Annotated in this window: 15 protein-coding genes; 3 read left to right on the forward strand and 12 right to left on the reverse strand. The window is 39.9% G+C overall.

Features of this window, described 5'->3' with window-relative positions:
• Window positions 1-49: 49 nt before the first annotated feature.
• From F8B77_RS06985 to F8B77_RS07000, 4 genes are all read right to left on the reverse strand, one after another.
• On the reverse strand, window positions 50-1576 hold the full coding sequence (locus F8B77_RS06985) for a tripartite tricarboxylate transporter permease (protein WP_151654759.1): 1527 nt from the start codon (window positions 1574-1576) through the stop codon (window positions 50-52).
• 16 nt (window positions 1577-1592) lie between these two features.
• On the reverse strand, window positions 1593-2093 hold the full coding sequence (locus F8B77_RS06990) for a tripartite tricarboxylate transporter TctB family protein (protein ID WP_151654782.1): 501 nt from the start codon (window positions 2091-2093) through the stop codon (window positions 1593-1595).
• A 125-nt stretch (window positions 2094-2218) separates the two neighbouring features.
• Entirely contained in the window at window positions 2219-3196 is a 978-nt protein-coding gene (locus F8B77_RS06995) for a tripartite tricarboxylate transporter substrate binding protein (protein WP_151654760.1), read from the reverse strand.
• 292 nt (window positions 3197-3488) lie between these two features.
• Complete coding sequence (locus F8B77_RS07000) at window positions 3489-5582, reverse strand: methyl-accepting chemotaxis protein (RefSeq protein WP_151654761.1); 2094 nt, start codon at window positions 5580-5582, stop codon at window positions 3489-3491.
• Between the two features lie 307 nt (window positions 5583-5889).
• On the opposite strand from F8B77_RS07000, the gene F8B77_RS07005 reads away from it, so the two are divergent.
• Window positions 5890-6318, forward strand: a complete 429-nt coding sequence (locus F8B77_RS07005) for a hypothetical protein (protein WP_151654762.1) — start codon at window positions 5890-5892, stop codon at window positions 6316-6318.
• Between the two features lie 118 nt (window positions 6319-6436).
• Here F8B77_RS07005 and purB read toward each other — a convergent pair whose 3' ends face one another.
• The 3 genes from purB to mnmA form a co-directional block, all read right to left on the reverse strand.
• Window positions 6437-7807: an adenylosuccinate lyase gene (purB, locus tag F8B77_RS07010; protein WP_151654763.1), complete on the reverse strand. Its 1371-nt coding sequence runs from the start codon at window positions 7805-7807 to the stop codon at window positions 6437-6439.
• Window positions 7808-7874: 67 nt separating this feature from the next.
• Complete coding sequence (hflD, locus tag F8B77_RS07015; protein WP_151654764.1) at window positions 7875-8492, reverse strand: high frequency lysogenization protein HflD; 618 nt, start codon at window positions 8490-8492, stop codon at window positions 7875-7877.
• An 11-nt stretch (window positions 8493-8503) separates the two neighbouring features.
• A complete protein-coding gene (gene mnmA, locus F8B77_RS07020; RefSeq protein ID WP_130044209.1) occupies window positions 8504-9628 on the reverse strand; it encodes a tRNA 2-thiouridine(34) synthase MnmA in 1125 nt (374 codons plus the stop codon).
• A gap of 198 nt (window positions 9629-9826) precedes the next feature.
• Here mnmA and F8B77_RS07025 point away from each other — a divergent pair, with 198 nt between their 5' ends.
• A complete protein-coding gene (locus tag F8B77_RS07025; protein WP_065595803.1) occupies window positions 9827-10099 on the forward strand; it encodes a hypothetical protein in 273 nt (90 codons plus the stop codon).
• A 94-nt stretch (window positions 10100-10193) separates the two neighbouring features.
• Here the strand turns inward: F8B77_RS07025 and F8B77_RS07030 are convergent, their stop codons facing one another.
• Together F8B77_RS07030 and F8B77_RS07035 are read right to left on the reverse strand one after the other, a co-directional pair.
• Window positions 10194-10367, reverse strand: coding sequence for a hypothetical protein (locus F8B77_RS07030; RefSeq protein WP_054776060.1), 174 nt, complete (start codon window positions 10365-10367; stop codon window positions 10194-10196).
• A gap of 102 nt (window positions 10368-10469) precedes the next feature.
• Window positions 10470-11090, reverse strand: coding sequence for a pseudouridine synthase (locus tag F8B77_RS07035; protein ID WP_130049184.1), 621 nt, complete (start codon window positions 11088-11090; stop codon window positions 10470-10472).
• 170 nt (window positions 11091-11260) lie between these two features.
• Here F8B77_RS07035 and F8B77_RS07040 point away from each other — a divergent pair, with 170 nt between their 5' ends.
• Window positions 11261-13489, forward strand: coding sequence for an NADP-dependent isocitrate dehydrogenase (locus F8B77_RS07040; RefSeq protein WP_151654765.1), 2229 nt, complete (start codon window positions 11261-11263; stop codon window positions 13487-13489).
• A gap of 104 nt (window positions 13490-13593) precedes the next feature.
• On the opposite strand, the gene F8B77_RS07045 is transcribed toward F8B77_RS07040, so the two are convergent.
• The 3 genes from F8B77_RS07045 to F8B77_RS07055 form a co-directional block, all read right to left on the reverse strand.
• Window positions 13594-15111, reverse strand: coding sequence for a SpoVR family protein (locus tag F8B77_RS07045; RefSeq protein ID WP_151654766.1), 1518 nt, complete (start codon window positions 15109-15111; stop codon window positions 13594-13596).
• A gap of 9 nt (window positions 15112-15120) precedes the next feature.
• Window positions 15121-16389, reverse strand: a complete 1269-nt coding sequence (locus F8B77_RS07050; protein WP_151654767.1) for a YeaH/YhbH family protein — start codon at window positions 16387-16389, stop codon at window positions 15121-15123.
• A 126-nt stretch (window positions 16390-16515) separates the two neighbouring features.
• Window positions 16516-18450 (reverse strand): PrkA family serine protein kinase, encoded by a 1935-nt coding sequence (locus F8B77_RS07055; RefSeq protein WP_151654768.1) that lies wholly within the window; start codon window positions 18448-18450, stop codon window positions 16516-16518.

Raw genomic sequence — 18450 nt, forward strand, 5'->3', positions numbered from 1 at the left:
AATGATCCTTTATCATTGGCGCCTATGTGTAGACGATTAAATTAATTGATTACGATTTTACCGCGAACTTAAGTCGGATAATTTTATTAACGAATGTCAGTACTATTGGAAGGATTAGTACGACGGCTGCGATTGCAGTAAAGGTAAAGGTAATTGGACGCTCCCATAAGAAACTTAACTCACCATCACTTATCATTAATGCTCGACGTAAGTTCTCTTCCATCATTCCACCCAAGATAAAGCCAAGTAATAAGGGGGCGAGGGGGAAGTTAGCTAGCCGAAGCGCAATAGCGACCATCGCAATTAAGATCATGATGAAAACATCAATTGTATTAAAAGAGACTAAATAAACCCCTGTGATTGAGAAGAATAAAACCATTGGCATCAATACGGTTCTTGGTATCGCAAGCAATTTTGAGATGTATGGAATCAAGGGTAAATTTAGGATAACCAGAACGATATTACCAAAGTACATTGAGATAATAACCGACCAGAAAATATCAGGGTGATCAACAAACAATCTTGGACCTGGCTGAATACCGTAAGCAATAAGGGCACCTAGCATGATTGCTGTCGTACCTGAACCTGGAATACCAAGAGTCAGTAGTGGAACAAATGACCCACTTGATGCGGCGTTATTTGCTGATTCAGGGGCTACCAACCCACGAATACTGCCTTTACCAAATTCTTCTTTTTTCTCTTTTGGTGCTAGATTTCGCTCCATACCGTAACTTAAAAATGCAGCAATGGTTGCGCCAGCACCCGGTAATACACCGGTAAAGAAGCCAAGAATGGATGAGCGAATCGCAACAGGCGCCACCTCTTTTACTTCTTCTTTGGTTATTTTCATGCTACCAAGATCTGACATTTTACTCTGTTCATCATCACGAGTGTCTTGCTCTGGTTTGAGTATTCCCATTAAGGTTTCCCCTAATGCGAAAGTTGCCATTGCCAGTAGTAAGAAGCTGAAACCATCCATTAAATCGGTTAAGCCGAAGGTAAATCGCTCTACACCAACCCCTTTATCGATGCCTACTGTTGAAAGCATTAAACCAAGTACAGTCATCATCCATGCTTTAATGACTTGACCTTTACCTGCAAACGCAGCAACAGCCGATAAACCGACTAACATTAGGGCAAAGTAATCGGAGGATTGAAAGCTTAACGACACTTTTGCTAGTGCTGGCGCAGCGATTAAAAGCATGATTGCAGAGAGTGTTCCGCCAGTAAAAGAGGAATAGGCCGCAAGTGCGAGAGCTTTACCTGCTTGGCCTTTTTGTGCCATTGGATAGCCATCAAAAGCTGTAACTACGGTTGATGAACAACCGGGAGCATTAATCAGTATTGACGAGGTTGAACCACCAAAAACGGCACCGTAATAAACGCCAGCCATTAAGATCATGCCTGATGCAGGGTCAAGTCCGTAACTGATAGGGATCATTAAGGCAATGGCAGAGATAGGGCCAAGGCCTGGTAACATACCAATGAATGTACCCACAAAACAGCCGATCATAACCATCATTAAATTGGTTGGCATAATCGCTGTTGATAAGCCTGCTAAAATTCCATCTAACATAATTAAGTCCTAGGGTTTACCAAGCAAGAAAAAGATAACCAGGTTCTAGATAGATATCTAAACCCTTAGTAAGAAGTAGCCAAAAGCCAGTAACAAATGGGAAGGAAGCACCAAATAATACTGGTTTGCGTCGCTCTCCTAATAAGTAGAAGCCAGCAAGCAGAAATAAACTCGTTGCTAATACAAAACCAAGCCAAGTTAATCCAATACCATACAGCACCATTAAAGTGATAAAACCAAATAAGAGTTTCCAATTAAAACCTAAAATGGCACCACTTTTCTCATCAGGTTGAGCTGAAACAATCAGTATGAGTGAGAGAAAAATGCCCGCAAAAGTGAGCATATAAGGTAAGGTTCGAGCAGTGAAGGGTTCGTATTCATCGCCGGGGAATAAAGGAATCAAACTGGTTTGGTATCCGTAGCAGAGGCAAACAAGTAGAAAAATGATAGCGCCAACACGGTCTCGGCAAAGTAGAGAAGATCTAGAGTACGGCATGAGTTCTCTCCATAAGTCCATTAAAGAAAGGTAGATTGAATCGGGTAAAGAAAGCTGCCTTGAACTAACGGTGCAAGGAGGATGTAGCAGGAACATTAATGAGTCATATCCGGGGAATCATTAATTATTCAAGACAGCTAAAGGTTTTACTTCAAGAAGCCAAGTTCACGCATTAGGTTACCCATTAGCAGTTCTTGCTCTTCAAGGAAGATATAAAAGTCTTTGTCTGCTTTGTAATTATCAATCCAACCATTACGGTCACGAACGACAGCCCATTGCTCCGTTTCATACATTTTATCAAAGGCTCCTCTGTACTCGTCGATTTTCGCTTGTGGCGTCCCAGGCGCTGCGAAGAAACCACGCCAGTTAGCAAAGACGGTGTCATTGCCGTATTCAGTCAGTGTTGGGATATCAGGTGCACTCTCTAAACGTTTTGGAGCTGTGATAGCCAGAATGCGAACTTGGCCACTTTTTGACATTTCAAGCACTTCACCTAGACCTGTTGAAAGCAGAGGTGTCTCCCCTGACAGTAAGGCAGCCATGGCTTTACCACCGGCATCATAAGCAATGTAGCGTACTTTTCTTGCATCAAATCCTTCGCCTTTAAAAGCAGCCGCCGCAACAAGGTGATCCATGCTGCCTCGTGCTGAACCGCCGGCAATTTTCACTGAGCGAGGATCTTTTTCAAAATCAGCAACGACTTGTTCCCAGCTTGTGTATTTAGAGTCTTTATTTACAACAATCGCACCGTAATCGGCAATAGTTGCTGCAATAGGCGTTAAATCACGGAATGATTGTGGAAAAATACCACTGAGAGAACGGATAACGATAGGTGTTGAGTTCACCATTAAGGTGTCAGGTTGGCGCTCTGCTGTTTCAATTAAATGTGCAATAGCTTTACCGCCGCCACCGCCAGAAAGGTTCTGATATGAGGCTTGCTCAATTATGTCTGATTTAAGCAATACATCACCGGTACCACGAGCAGTCATATCCCAACCACCTCCAGCACCACCAGGAATGATGAAGTGAATTTTTTCAAGTTCTGCCGCTATTGCTGAGCCTGAAAGTGCAAAAGAGGCTGCAATCATTGAAGCCGTGAACTGTTTTTTAAATAAAGTAAGCATGAATAACGTTTCCTTATGGTTCAAATCTCGCTGTAATTATCTTGTGAGACCTGATTGTAGAGTGAGCAACCTCTTTGGGTTGTTATCGTTCTATGTACATACTGCTTTTTCTTAGTTGTTGCGTAAATGTTATACACCTAGGTGGTTTTTGACTAGATAGAGGAGATAATGGCTATTTAGAACATAAAATGAATTTTGTTCATAAAGTTCACGCTACTTTTTGATAAAGAAAAAGCCATGCAATCGTTAAAAAGCATGGTTTAGGTAGGTTAAGACTTAGTATTGTTTAAACTTACTGAGTTTTAAAAGCGCTTAATTTCTGAGTTAATGAGTGGCTCTCTTTTGTTAGCTCAGCAGTATCATTTAATGAGTTATGCATATCTGAAAGCACTTCGTTAGCGGCTTCGTTAATGCTTGTTACATTACGATTGATCTCTTCAGAGACTGAACTTTGTTCTTCTGCCGCTGAAGCAATTTGATTATTCATATCATTTGCAACAAGAATAGCAGAGCTGATCTCTTGTAAGTTCTGTTGTGCAATTAATGTTTCTTCTCTTGTAGCTAATGCTTGTTTTTGACTGCTGTCCATTACCGTCACAATGCTTTGAGTATTTTGTTGTAGTATCACAAGCATACTATTAATTTCTTGAGTTGAGCTTTGAGTGCGGCTAGCTAGGTTACGAACTTCATCAGCCACAACAGCGAATCCACGCCCTTGCTCACCAGCACGAGCGGCTTCAATTGCAGCATTTAATGCCAGTAGATTTGTTTGTTCAGCAATTCCACCGATTTCAAGCAGGATTTTTTGGATATCATTACTTGATACGGCTAAGTTAACCACTTGCTCTTGAGCTTCATTAATGAACGATGCCAACTCTTCTACGGAAGCTGCTGCATTATTCATGATCTTTTGACCATCTTCACTGCTTGCTTGTATTTGACTTGCCGCTGTCGCAGCTTGTAATGCTGACGATGCTACTTCTTGAGCTGTTGCGCTCATCTCATTAATTGCCGTTGCTAATTGTGTTACTTCATTAACTTGGCTTTGAAGTTTTATTTGTGATTTTTCTGTTTCTGTCATGGTATTTGCCGATGACTGAGAAACTAACTCTGCGGTTTCTTTTGCATTGTGCAGTGTATTTTGAATCTTCTCAATAAAGGTATTAAACCAGAACGCCAATTGGCCGATTTCATCTTTAGAGGCAACATTAATACGTTGCGTTAAATCACCATCGCCTTGAGCAATATTTTCAAAGTGGTTGGTTAGATTAATAAGTGTTGTTCCGATACTTTTGGCAATAAAGAAAATCAGTATGATGCCAATAATAGATGACACTAGGCCACTTAATAAGCCATTAGAAAGTGCTTGTTGGCTTAGCTCATTACTAAAGTGATTAAAATCAGTAATTTCTTGTTGTAGCACTTCAGTTGGTATAGATACCATAACAATCCATGGCTTTGCGCCCGTATTGATTGTAGAAATAGCGGTTTTAAAATGTCCTATATTTTTTAGAAAAGAGGCGTTGTTGCGTGATTCTCGCTGAATATCATTCCAGTGATTTGCAAAATCATCTTTTACTTTTTCGCCAACTAGATTTTCATCTTGGCTAAAAGAAAGTAAGCGACCCTCCCAAGAGGCAATAGAAACTACAGCTCCAGGGATCCCAATGGTGTCTGCTGCTTGTTTACTAATAGCTTGAAAACTTTTGATGGACCAATCATAACCAAGAGATCCGACTATTTTGTTATTTGATCGTAATGGTAGGCTAATTGTCGTGATTAGCTCTTGGTTGCCTCTTACATTGTAATAATACGGCTCCATTACAAAGCTGTTACCTGTTTCATAAGGCGTTAAATGCCATTCATCAATACGCTCACCATTATCATTTAGTGACGTATTTTTAAAACTCTCCATTCCAAGAGCTTCAAAACTTGTGTCTGTCGGTGAGAAGAAGGGAGCAAGCACACCTTGTTTGTTAAGCGCTTTTTGAGTTAATTCAGAATCATCATAATTAAATCGGCTGTGCTCCCACACCATAAAGCCCGCAAAAACACTGTCATTTTGATTTTTTAATGAAGATGTAAATTGTCTAATTAGAAGCTGGGCATCTGCACTTGTATCATTTGATAACTCTAAAACTGATTTGAGTTGTTTTAAGTTGCTGATTACAGGGGAAAAAAGCCCATTAAGTTCTGCGCTTTGTTGATTGGCAATGGAGAGTAACTTATAGTCAATGTTATCTGAAAGCTGTGAGGATACATGCTCCGTGATGTCTTTATTAACTTTATCATAAGAAATAGTAGTAAAAAACATGGCGGTACTTAGCGTAATAAATATCGCAATTCCGGCACTAACAGCAATTCGAGTTTTGATGGATTTAAACATGATTTTTTAAATAATAAGTAAGGTTGTGTAATATATAGCGGCATTAAGTCAAATGTCATTAAGGTATTTTGTTGTTTATAGTTTGAAATAACTATTTTATGTAAGTGAAGGTAATTTATATGAATGTAATTGGTTGCCTATATTTATATCATTCATATTTTTTCGTATTACTATGTATATATTATGTGTGTATATTAAGTAATAATTTATTTAATGTGCTTTTATATATATAAAATAATGAACACTTCCCTAATGGCTTTCTGTTATTCTTATGCGGTTATAGTAACTATTTTATAGTGAGAAAAAAATGAACAAAAAATTGTTGGTACCTTTGTTGTTTTCTGTGGCTTTAATGGGGTGTGACGACGCAAATGAAGCGATTGATAAAGCACAAGAGGCTGCAAATAAAGCCGTAGATATGGCTCAAGAAAAGCTAGAGTCAGTAGATCTAGAAGCGATTAATATTGAACAATTTGGTGATGCAGCCAGCTCAGCATCTGAGCTTGCAGAGTCAATTGATGAAGCGTTAAATGCGGATTACAGTAACCCTGAAGCTCTAGTTGAAATTCAAGAGCATATTGCTAACGCATACAGTTGTTTAGTTGAGGCGTCATCAGAATCAAGTGCTGAGAAATTAGTAAATAAAGTGATGTCGACGATTTCAAACCAAGAAGCGCAGAGCTTAATTGAGAAAGGCATTGAAAGCGCAAAAGAAATGCAAGCGTGTGTGATGTAATTATACCAATCGTAGTAAAAACCGAATAAAAAAGCCCTGTAACAGTACGCTTTAAAGGCTTTTGATACAGGGCTTTTTAGTGCTTGTTAATCTATCTGGTTAAAAATAACCGTAAAGATTACAGCTTGTCAGTTAGCTCGATAGCTTGACCGATGTAGTTTGCTGGTGTCATCTCTTTTAGACGAACTTTCTCATCTTCAGGGATTTCTAAACCGTCGATGAATGCACGCATGCCTTCGCCGTCTACACGTTTACCACGAGTCAGTTCTTTTAGTTTTTCGTATGGCTTTTCGATGCCGTAACGACGCATTACTGTTTGTACAGGTTCTGCAAGAACTTCCCAGTTTTTATCTAGCTCAGCTTCAAGTGCAGCACGGTTGATCTCTAATTTGCTAATGCCTTTTAGAGTCGACGTGTATGCAATGATAGCGTAGCCACAACCAACACCTAGGTTACGAAGAACCGTTGAGTCAGTTAGGTCACGCTGCCAGCGAGATACAGGCAGTTTTTGTGCTAGGTGGCTAAAGATAGCGTTAGCAAGACCTAGGTTACCTTCAGAGTTTTCAAAATCGATTGGGTTAACTTTATGCGGCATTGTTGAAGAGCCGATTTCGCCTGCAATCGTTTTTTGTTTGAAGTGGCCAAGAGCGATGTAGCCCCATACGTCACGGTCAAAATCAAGTAGGATAGTGTTGAAACGTGCAATCGCATCAAATAGCTCAGCAATGTAATCATGCGGTTCGATTTGAGTTGTGTACGGGTTCCAGTTAACGCCTAGAGATTCAGTGATGAACTCTTCGCTAAATGCATGCCAATCAACATCTGGGTAAGCAGAAAGGTGAGCGTTATAGTTACCTACAGCACCATTGATTTTAGCTAGAATTTCAACGTTTTCGATTTGCTTGTATTGACGTTCCATACGGTATGCAACGTTAGCCATTTCTTTACCCATTGTTGATGGAGAAGCTGGCTGACCGTGTGTACGAGAAAGAAGAGGAACATCACGGTATTCGTTAGCTAATGCTTTAATAGCATCGATAACGTTACGGATTTCAGGAAGAATCACCGTATCACGTGCTTCTTTAAGCATTAGAGCGTGAGATGTGTTGTTGATGTCTTCTGAAGTACATGCAAAGTGAATGAATTCATTGATAGCATGAAGCTCAGGAACGTCAGCTACTTTTTCTTTTAGGAAATATTCAACAGCTTTAACATCGTGGTTTGTTGTGCGCTCAATGTCTTTGATACGCATAGCATCTTCTTCGCTGAAGTTTGCTGCGATGTCATCTAAGAATTGATTCGCTTCTGCGCTTAATGTAGCTACTTCCGCAATCGATTGCGCAGCTGCTAATTTTTGAAGCCAACGAACTTCAACAACAGTACGATACTTCAGTAAGCCGTACTCACTAAAGATGCTGCGTAGAGAAATTGTTTTACTTCCGTAGCGACCGTCTACAGGTGAAACAGCAGTTAATGCTGACAATTCCATGTAAATCTCCTAGATGTGTAATAAAGGTTAGTGGATAAAGCCTGCTTATTATAAACAGGCTTTAATTTTAAATTCGAGCTAAAATTATTTTTGCTTGCTCTACCATCTTTTTACGACCAAAAATTAAGTGGCGGCGTTTGCCCCCCGTTTGACGCCATAATACGGCTGAGCGAATACCAGAAAGTAATAATGCTCGAACCTTATGTTGTGTCATTGGTTGTTGTAAAATAGACGGTGTGCCAGTGACTTGAATGCGAGGTCCCATTGGGCTGATCACATCTAAGTAAATGCTGGCAATGTTGCTTAGCATTTGTTCGTCATGAATATCAAAATGTTCAAGTTGACGCTCAATGGTACTAATGCGTTCGCCAAGCTTGCTCATGCCATCGCGGTGGCCAGCAAGTTTGCGCTCTAGTGCCATTAAGCTGATCAGGTAGCGAGTTAACTCACTGCCTGATGGGGTATTGTCAAAGTCTTGAACCAGACATTCTAAACCAACGCGCAAGTTAGCTTCATTGCCGTATACGGCTAGCGTATTACTTGGGTTGGTTTCTAAAATAGATTGAATAGCAGTATCAAACGCAGCTTGATCACAGTGCCCATCTTTCGCGATTTTTTGTACTAGGCTTGCTGCTTGGCAGATGCCTGCAAATGCAATGGTTCTGTCAAATAAAGTATTCGCCACGTATTAGCTCCTTAAATACGCTCTTCAATAATACCGCCACCTAGACATACTTCGCCTAAGTAGAAAACAGCAGATTGACCAGGAGTCACTGCAATTTGCGGTTCGTCAAAAATCACTTTAATGTTTTCATCATCAACAGGGATGATCGTACAAGGGATATCGGTTTGACGGTAACGTGTTTTTACTGTGCAGCTCAATGGTGCTTTAATTACTTCGCGATCAACCCAGTGAAGTTGAGACGCTAGTAGGCCCTGAGATTTCAGTAATGGGTGATCTTTACCTTGAACGGCAATTAACACGTTACGTTTTAAATCTTTCTCACCAACAAACCATGGGTCTTCATTCCCGCCGCCGCCTTTGGTGCCGCCAATGTGTAGACCTTTACGTTGACCTAAAGTGTGATACATCAAACCTTGGTGCTGACCAATCACTTTGCCTTCAGGGGTTTCGATATTGCCTGGTTGTGCTGGTAGGTATTTACCTAAGAATTCAGTGAATTTACGCTCACCAATAAAGCAGATACCAGTAGAATCTTTTTTCTTCGCTGTGATCAAATCTTGCTCTTCAGCAATGCGGCGTACTTCTGGTTTTTCTAGTTCACCAACAGGGAATAGGCTGCGAGCAACTTGCTCAGAGCTTAATGTGTATAAGAAGTAGCTTTGATCTTTGTTTGAATCCAAACCACGTAGCATTTGTGGTTTAACACCATTTGCGATTTCTTCTGCTGTTGGGAAGGTACGACGAACGTAGTGACCCATTGCAATGAAATCAGCATCAAGTACTTCATCAGCAAACTCTAAGAAAGCTTTAAATTTGATTTCTTTGTTACATAGAATATCAGGGTTTGGCGTACGACCCGCTTTGTATTCCTCTAAGAAATATTCAAAAACGTTGTCCCAATATTCAGATGCAAAATTAATGGTGTGAAGGTGGATACCTAATTTGTCACACACCGCTTGTGCATCGGCTAAATCTTCGGCTGCTGTACAATATTCCTCGTTGTCATCTTCTTCCCAGTTTTTCATGAAAAGACCTTCAACTTGGTATCCTTGTTGCTGAAGTAGATAGGCTGATACTGAAGAATCCACACCACCGGACATACCGACGATGACTTTCTTTTGGCTGTTGTCTGACATTCTTTAACACCACTAATAAAACTTGAGGCAGATTCTAACAGAAAGAATATGCTGGTGACAGATCCGAGAGTAAAATCACATAATTATATTAATGACTTTGCTGTATATAGAGTACATATTGGGGAGCGAATTTATTATTTAAACTACTTTTTTAACCATTTATGGCATAGTAGACGAAATTATTAAGCGAGAAGTAAGATGACAGATCAACAAGACGATTTCATGACTGAAGAAACACTGATTGAAACCGTAAAGAATCAAATTGAAGATGGCAGCCCAATCGCGGTAAAAGAAACATTAATGCGCCTAGTGATGACGGGTAATCCGCGTGAAGAAGCGATTGAAATGATGGCGTGTGCACTTGCTATTGAAGTGTTTGATGTAATGAAGAATGGCGCAGAGTTTAATCAAAAGCGTTATAAAGAAAACTTAGAATCATTACCTGATATGAGCTTTATGGGCGATGAATAATCTCAATATTAATAGGCAGTAATTGTCTTTGATGTTGAAATAAAAAGGCCTGATAGTGTTGAAGCTATCAGGCCTTTTTGTATAAAGTAATACCTTAATCAGCACACCCTATTTCACCAGTTAACATACAGTTTTGCTGCTGTTTCTCTTGGTTTTTATAGTGCTCATTAGTTAATTCTGTCGAGTTAATGTCAGCTCTGTCTGCTGGAGCGCAAGCACTTAACAGCAGTACGCTAGCAATCCCTACTGCTTTAATCATAGTATTCATAATGATGCCTTTATTTTTATAATTGATGTGATCAGTCTAATTTAAAAAGCACCAAACAGGTAGCATAAATTAACGTTTCTATTACATATTAATCAATTGTTTTTAAAGTGATACTTCTTTCCATGTACCATGTTCTACATCTTTAATGGTCCAATCGCCCATTGAGTAGCGAATTAAACGCAATGTAGGAAAACCAATATGTGCTGTCATGCGTCGAACTTGACGATTACGGCCTTCAATAATCGTTATCGCAATCCACGTGGTTGGAATGGCCGCTCGAAATCGAACAGGAGGGTTGCGCTCCCATACGTCAGGCTCTGCCATTACTTCCACTTTTGCTGGAAGTGTCATGCCATCTTTTAGCTCTACACCTTGGCGAAGCTTCTCTAAATCTTCTTCAGTAGGAGCGCCTTCAACTTGTACCCAATAGGTTTTTGGCGATTTAGATTCTGGCTGAGTTAATCGCGCTTGCAGGACACCATCATTGGTCAAGATTAATAAACCTTCGCTATCGCGATCAAGGCGACCAGCAGCATAAACATCTTTTACTGAAATAAAATCTGCGAGCGTCTGGCGATGTTGGTCATCAGTAAATTGACTCAATACATCAAAAGGTTTATTAAAGATAAGGACTTTACGATCTTTTGGTGCAGGGCGTGGTTTTTGAGCCGTTTTTTTCTTAAAGGCTGGTTTTTTCCAATTAGGGGAACGCTTGAATGTCATGTTAACTACCTTGCAAAATTGTAAAGCTTTTGTGGCGTTTAGTTTTAAAGTTCGCCGCTTTTCGCTATAGTACGCGCGTGAAACAAGAGACTAATAAAAATAAAGTCGGTAAATTACAAAGCCTATTATACGTTTTGTTATGGGTTTTGTGGATTAAATAGGGAAATTAAATGACAACGCAAAAATCTACGATTATCTACACCATCACTGATGAAGCGCCAGCACTGGCGACGCATTCACTTCTTCCAATTATTCAAGCATTTGCAGCATCATCAGATATTGATGTTGATACACGCGATATTTCACTTGCGGGCCGTGTTATTGCAAACTTTCCAGAGTATCTTACAGAAGAGCAACGCATTGGTGATGCTCTTGCGGAACTGGGTGAATTAGCAAAAACACCAGAAGCAAATATCATTAAACTTCCAAATATCAGTGCATCAATTCCTCAACTTCATGCGGTAATTAAAGAGCTTCAAGCAAAAGGCTATGCTCTGCCTAACTACCCAGAAGAAGCAAAAACAGATGAAGAAAAAACCGTTAAAGCGGTTTACGATAAAATTAAAGGCTCGGCAGTAAACCCGGTACTACGTGAAGGTAACTCTGACCGCCGTGCGCCTGGTGCAGTTAAGCAATACGCTCGTAATAACCCACACTCAATGGGGGCTTGGTCTGCTGATTCTAAGTCACACGTTGCAAGCATGAGTGAAGGCGATTTTTACTCAAGTGAGCAATCAGTAACGATTGATGGTGCAACGAATGTAAGTATTGAGTTTGTGGCTGAAAATGGTGATATCACTGTTCTTAAAGAAGGGTTAGTACTAAAAGATAAAGAGATCATTGATGGCTCTTGTTTGAGTAAGAAAGCATTGGTTGAATTCTTTGAAGCGGAAACTAAAAAAGCCAAAGAAGAAGATGTGTTACTTTCTCTGCACATGAAAGCCACCATGATGAAAGTATCGGACCCAGTAATCTTTGGTCACGCTGTAAAAGTGTTCTACAAAGATGTATTTGAAAAACACGCAGCGACTTTTGAAAAATTAGGCGTTGATGCAAACAATGGTATTGGTGATGTTTACTCTAAAATCGCCTCACTGCCAGAAGCAGAAAAAACAGCGATTGAAGCGGATTTAGCTGCCGTTTATGAATACCAACCAGAACTTGCAATGGTTGATTCAGATCGTGGTATTACTAATCTCCATGTACCAAGTGATGTGATTATTGATGCTTCTATGCCGGCTGCACTACGTACTTCTGGTCGTATGTGGGGACCCGATGGTCAGCTTAAAGACACGAAAGCGATGATCCCAGATCGTTGTTATGCAGGTGTTTATCAATCTGTGATTGAATTTTGTAAAGCAAACGGTGCATTTGATCCAACAACGATGGGTTCTGTGCCAAACGTAGGCTTGATGGCTCAAAAAGCAGAAGAATACGGTTCTCATGATAAGACGTTCATTCTTCCTCAAGCAGGAACGGTACGAGTGATTGATGGTGCTGGTAACGCCTTGATTGAGCATTCTGTTGGTGAAGGTGATATCTGGCGTATGTGTCAGGCAAAAGACGCTCCAATTCAAGATTGGGTTAAATTAGCGGTAAATCGCGCTCGTGCTACAGCAACACCGGCTGTTTTCTGGCTTGATGCAAACCGTGCTCATGATGCTCAACTGATTAAGAAGGTAAATACCTACCTTGCAGATCACGATACAGCAGGTCTTGATATTCAAATCCTTTCACCTGTAGAAGCAACAGAATATACATTAGCGCGCATCATTAAAGGTGAAGATACGATCTCAGTAACAGGTAATGTGTTACGTGATTACCTAACGGATTTATTCCCAATTTTAGAGCTTGGTACATCAGCGAAAATGCTGTCTATTGTCCCTCTTATGAATGGTGGTGGTCTGTTTGAAACGGGTGCGGGCGGTTCAGCGCCAAAACACGTACAACAGTTCGAAAAAGAAAACCATTTACGTTGGGATTCTTTAGGTGAGTTCTTAGCGCTTGCTGCTTCATTTGAGCATTTAAGTGTGACAACAGGTAATGCAAAAGCACAAATCCTTGCAGACACATTAGATGCCGCAACGTCTAAATTCCTTGAAACAAATAAATCGCCATCACGTCGTGTAGGTGAGCTAGATAACCGTGGTAGTCACTTTTATCTTGCAATGTACTGGGCTCAAGAGCTTGCAGTACAAACCAAAGATGCAGAGCTTCAAGCTTACTTTGGTTCATTAGCTGAAATCTTAACGTCTAATGAAACTAATATTGTTGATGAGTTAAATGCAGCGCAAGGCGTAGCAGGGGATGTGGGAGGTTACTTCCAACCTGTTGTTGAACTAGCAGCGAAAGAAATGCGTCCAAGTGCTACATTAAATGCAGCATTAGCATCACTATAATTCATCGATTACATATAAATAGTCGGTAGATAAAATAAAGCCTTGAGATAGCGATATCTCAAGGCTTTTTCTATTTAACCGCTAGGGCGTTACTACGATTGGTATTAAATACTGGTATTGTAATAATTACGTTTTGGGCAAGAGCAGATAATTTCTGCGCGATTAAATGAAATAACCTCTTCTAGAACAACGTCAAACCCCCATAGACGGTGAAGATGCTTCATTACTTCTTCATGACCTTTATCTAAAGGGATACGGTTATGTGGAATATGACGAAGAATTAACGATCTATCCCCACGAACATCAACATTCCACACCTGAATATTGGGTTCAAGATTACTTAAGTTATATTGAGCCGCTAATTTTTCTCTGATCTCTCGATAACCACTTTCATCATGAATTGCGTTAATCTCGATATGTTTATTTTTATCATTATCTAAAATAGAAAATAGCTTAAATTCTCGAATAAGTTTCGGGGATAAATATTGGCTAATAAAGCTCTCATCTTTGAAGTTATGCATTGCAAAGTGAACCGCATCGAGCCAATCACTGCCTGCTAAATCAGGAAACCATTCCTTGTCTTCATCGGTTGGATCTTCACAAATTCGACGAATGTCTTGGAACATAGCAAAACCAAGAGCGTAAGGGTTGATACCACTGTAGTAAGGGCTGTTGTAGCTAGGCTGAGCAACGACATTTGTATGGCTGTGTAAGAACTCGAGAATAAACTTTTCAGATACTAAGCCTTCATCATAAAGATGGTTAAGAATCGTATAATGCCAAAACGTTGCCCAGCCCTCGTTCATCACTTGTGTCTGTTTTTGTGGGTAAAAATATTGACTTATCTTTCGAATAATACGAACTACTTCTCGTTGCCATGACTCCAGAAGAGGCGCATGTTTTTCAATAAAATATAGAATGTTTTCTTGTGGCTCAGAAGGAAAACGGATCTTTTCTTCGGTATTTTCTTCTTTGGCTTTTGGTACGGTTCGCCATAGGTCATTTACTTGAGACTGAAGGTAGGCTTCTCTGTCTTCTTGGCGGATTTTTTCTTCTGCAATTGAGATTTTTTCTGGGCGCTTGTATCTATCTACCCCATAATTCATCAAAGCGTGACAAGAATCGAGAATTTTTTCGACTTCATCAACCCCATACTTTTCTTCGCATTTAGAGAGATATTGTTGAGCAAAAAGTAAATAATCGACAATAGAACTCGCATCTGTCCATGTTTGAAAAAGGTAGTTGCCTTTAAAGAAAGAATTATGACCATAACAGGCGTGTGCCATGACTAAAGCTTGCATGGTAATGGTATTTTCTTCCATTAAATAAGCAATGCAGGGGGATGAGTTGATCACTATTTCATAGGCCAATCCCATTTGTCCGTGCTTGTAATTTTGTTCTGTTTGGATAAATTTTTTTCCAAATGACCAGTGATGATAATTGATAGGCATACCGACACTGGAGTAGGCATCCATCATTTGCTCGGCAGTAATGATCTCAATTTGGTTTGGATAGGTATCCAAGCGATAATGCTTAGCTACACGTTTAATCTCTACATGATACTGTTCTAGCATTTGAAAGGTCCAATCTGGCCCATCAGGTAGCTTTGTTGTCCTTTTCATTCTTGCCTCCTAAGCCAGTTGTTTTTGAAACAGCTCTCTAAATATTGGATAGATATCTTCAATTGAACGAATGTTTTTCATGGCGAAGTTATCGAACCCTTGTGTTACTTTTTCATACTCGGTCCAGAGAGTTTGATGATGACGTTTGGTGATCTCAATATAAGAGTAGTACTGACAGGTAGGTAAAATAGAAGCAGTCAGTAATTCTTTACATTTGGGTGAGTCATCAGCCCAGTTATCGCCATCTGATGCTTGAGCGGCATAGATGTTCCATTCGTTATTTGGGAAGCGCTCAGCAACAATCTTTTTCATCAGTCTAAGTGCGCTTGAAACCATGGTTCCGCCCGTTTCTTGAGAGTAAAAAAAGTCATGCTCATTAACTTCTTTTGCTTGGGTGTGATGGCGTATAAAAATCACTTCTACATTTTCATAGGTACGAGTAAGGAACAGATAAAGGAGTACATAGAAACGTTTAGCGATATCTTTGGTCGCTTGATCCATTGAGCCTGAGACATCCATTAAACAAAACATCACAGCTTGGCTTGATGGTATGGGTGTTCTTTCGTAGTTTTTATAACGTAAATCAAAAGAGTCGATATAGGGAACGTGTTTGATTTTTTCCCGTAACGCTTCTATTTCTTCCTGCATTTTTCGAATAGCAAGTGGGCGGCTAGGCTCGCTGGCTTTAATGTATTCTAACTCTTGCTCTAATTCATTTAGCAGTCTTTTTTTTCCTGCGGTCATCGCAGTACGTCGAGCAAGAGATTGCTGTAATGAACGAACAATATCGATATTAGAAGGAACCCCAGCGGTTTGATAACCAGCTCGGTGTGTTTCCCATTCAGTTATTTTTTGAACTTGGTTTTTCTCAAGATTAGGTAATTCAAGTTCTTCAAATAGAATGTCTAAGTATTCGTCTTTTGAGATCTGAAAACTAAATTCATCCTCACCTTCGCCATCTGCACTGGCATCTCCAGCACCTGCACCTCCACCATTTCCTCCTTGTGGTCGTTCAATTTTGTCACCTTTAATAAATTGATCATTACCAGGAAGAACTCGTTCACGAATGCCTCCTTGCCCTTGGTGAAAAACTGGCTCAGAAATATCCCCTTTAGGGATCGAAATGCTTTCACCGCTCTCAGTATTGGTTACTGAACGTTGATTTACAGCATCGGAAACCGCACGTTTAATTTGGTCTTTGTGGCGACGAATAAAGCGCTGTCTATTGACGGTGCTTTTCTTTTTGCCATTTAACCTTCGGTCAATAAATTGAGCCATAATATTGCCCTCCTAATTCATATCACCTCAATTAAGTTTTAATCTATTTATATAGACATCAACTTAGTCAAAATGTTATCGGTTTAGCCCATCTTGATGATGGGCTGTAACATCCTGTTATAATAATTATGACGATTTTCGAACACGTAAATACCATTCTGCTAATAGACGGACTTGTTTTTTGGTGTAGCCTTTTTCCATCATACGAGCCACGAAATCATCGTGCTTTTTCTGATCGTCAGTGGAGGTTTTTCCATTAAAGGAGATGACAGGAAGTAAATCCTCGGTGTTTGAAAACATTTTCTTTTCGATAACGACACGCAATTTTTCGTAGCTGGTCCAGGTTGGGTTTTGTCCATTATTATTGGCTTTAGCACGAAGTACAAAGTTGACGATTTCATTCCTAAAATCTTTCGGGTTGCTTATTCCTGCTGTTTTTTCAATTTTTTCGAGCTCATCATTGAGTGCTGAACGGTCAAAAAGCTGTCCTGTTTCAGGATCTCGATACTCTTGGTCTTGAATCCAAAAATCTGCATAGGTGACGTAACGGTCAAAAATGTTTTGTCCGTACTCAGAGTAAGATTCTAGGTAAGCGGTTTGAATTTCCTTACCAATAAACTCTACGTATTTAGGGACTAAGAAACCTTTAACGAACTCTGTGTATTTATCAGCAATATCTTGAGCAAATTGTTCTCGTTCAATTTGTTGTTCAATAACATAAAACAGATGAACGGGATTTGCTGCGACTTCGGTTTGGTCGAAGTTAAATACGCGTGAAAGGATCTTAAAGGCAAATCGTGTTGAAAGCCCAGACATTCCTTCATCAACTCCAGCAAAGTCACGGTATTCTTGGTAGCTTTTGGCTTTTGGATCTGTGTCTTTTAAGGTTTCACCATCATAAACGCGCATTTTAGAAAACAGTGAGGAGTTTTCGGGATCTTTAAGACGAGACAGTATCGAGAACTGAGCTAAAATATCCAAAGTACTTGGTGAGCAAGGCGCATGGAATAGTTCACTGTGTTCCAATAGCTTTTGATAGATTTTAATTTCTTCAGATACACGCAAACAATAAGGGACTTTTACGATGTAAACCCTATCTAGAAAGGCCTCATTATTTTTGTTATTTCTGAAGGTTTGCCATTCTGATTCATTCGAATGAGCTAAAATCATGCCATCAAAGGGCAGTGCAGATAAGCCTTCTGTGCCGTTGAAGTTACCTTCTTGGGTTGCTGTTAGTAGAGGATGAAGCACTTTAATTGGTGCTTTAAACATTTCTACAAACTCCATTAAGCCTTGGTTGGCTTTACACAAGGATCCTGAATAACTATAAGCATCAGGATCATCTTGTGCATAATGCTCCAATTGACGAATATCTACTTTACCAACAAGAGAGGATATATCTTGGTTGTTTTCATCTCCAGGTTCAGTTTTTGCTATCCCAATTTGCTCGAGAATTGATGGATGTATTTTGATTACTTTAAATTTAGTTATGTCGCCACCAAATTCATGTAATCTTTTTGCTGCCCATGGAGACATTATTGAGCGTAGGTTACGAGGTTCGATGCCGTATTCTTTTTTTAGTAATTCACCATCTTCTATTACATCAAACAAACAGAAAGGGTGATCATTTACAGGGCTTCGTTCTCCATTGGCACTTAATATATAAATAGGCAATTTCTGCATTAAGCTTTTTAGTTTTTCAGCAATCGATGATTTACCGCCACCTACCGGCCCTAATAAGTAGAGCACTTGTTTGCGCTCTTCAAGACCCTGAGCAGCATGCTTAAGATAAGACACAATTTGTTCAATTGGTTCTTCCATCCCGTAGAAGTCTTTAAAGCTCTCATAGCGAGAAATAACTCGGTTAGAAAAAATACGACTAAGCTGAGGATCAAGTGCAGTGTCTATGACTTCAGGTTCGCCAATCGCCATAAGGAGTCTTTCTGCTGCATTAGCATAAGCACTTTTGTCATTACTACATATGGCCAAGAAATCTTGCAGTGACATCTCTTCATCTTTTGCCGCTTCATAACGGGCTTGATAGTGGTCAAAAATACTCAT

The organism is Aliivibrio finisterrensis (assembly GCF_008933155.1).
GTDB classification, from domain to species: domain Bacteria; phylum Pseudomonadota; class Gammaproteobacteria; order Enterobacterales; family Vibrionaceae; genus Aliivibrio; species Aliivibrio finisterrensis.

What these genes read in the sequence shown, in the direction of transcription:
- F8B77_RS06990 (WP_151654782.1), bottom strand. Translation starts at nt 2,093, where the DNA reads ATGGACTTATGGAGAGAACTCATGCCGTACTCTAGATCTTCTCTACTT.
- purB (WP_151654763.1), bottom strand. Translation starts at nt 7,807, where the DNA reads ATGGAATTGTCAGCATTAACTGCTGTTTCACCTGTAGACGGTCGCTAC.
- F8B77_RS06995 (WP_151654760.1), bottom strand. Translation starts at nt 3,196, where the DNA reads ATGCTTACTTTATTTAAAAAACAGTTCACGGCTTCAATGATTGCAGCC.
- F8B77_RS07045 (WP_151654766.1), bottom strand. Translation starts at nt 15,111, where the DNA reads ATGAAAAGGACAACAAAGCTACCTGATGGGCCAGATTGGACCTTTCAA.
- F8B77_RS07050 (WP_151654767.1), bottom strand. Translation starts at nt 16,389, where the DNA reads ATGGCTCAATTTATTGACCGAAGGTTAAATGGCAAAAAGAAAAGCACC.
- F8B77_RS07000 (WP_151654761.1), bottom strand. Translation starts at nt 5,582, where the DNA reads ATGTTTAAATCCATCAAAACTCGAATTGCTGTTAGTGCCGGAATTGCG.
- mnmA (WP_130044209.1), bottom strand. Translation starts at nt 9,628, where the DNA reads ATGTCAGACAACAGCCAAAAGAAAGTCATCGTCGGTATGTCCGGTGGT.
- F8B77_RS07055 (WP_151654768.1), bottom strand. Translation starts at nt 18,450, where the DNA reads ATGAGTATTTTTGACCACTATCAAGCCCGTTATGAAGCGGCAAAAGAT.
- F8B77_RS07030 (WP_054776060.1), bottom strand. Translation starts at nt 10,367, where the DNA reads ATGAATACTATGATTAAAGCAGTAGGGATTGCTAGCGTACTGCTGTTA.
- F8B77_RS07005 (WP_151654762.1), top strand. Translation starts at nt 5,890, where the DNA reads ATGAACAAAAAATTGTTGGTACCTTTGTTGTTTTCTGTGGCTTTAATG.
- F8B77_RS07025 (WP_065595803.1), top strand. Translation starts at nt 9,827, where the DNA reads ATGACAGATCAACAAGACGATTTCATGACTGAAGAAACACTGATTGAA.
- F8B77_RS07035 (WP_130049184.1), bottom strand. Translation starts at nt 11,090, where the DNA reads ATGACATTCAAGCGTTCCCCTAATTGGAAAAAACCAGCCTTTAAGAAA.
- F8B77_RS06985 (WP_151654759.1), bottom strand. Translation starts at nt 1,576, where the DNA reads ATGTTAGATGGAATTTTAGCAGGCTTATCAACAGCGATTATGCCAACC.
- F8B77_RS07040 (WP_151654765.1), top strand. Translation starts at nt 11,261, where the DNA reads ATGACAACGCAAAAATCTACGATTATCTACACCATCACTGATGAAGCG.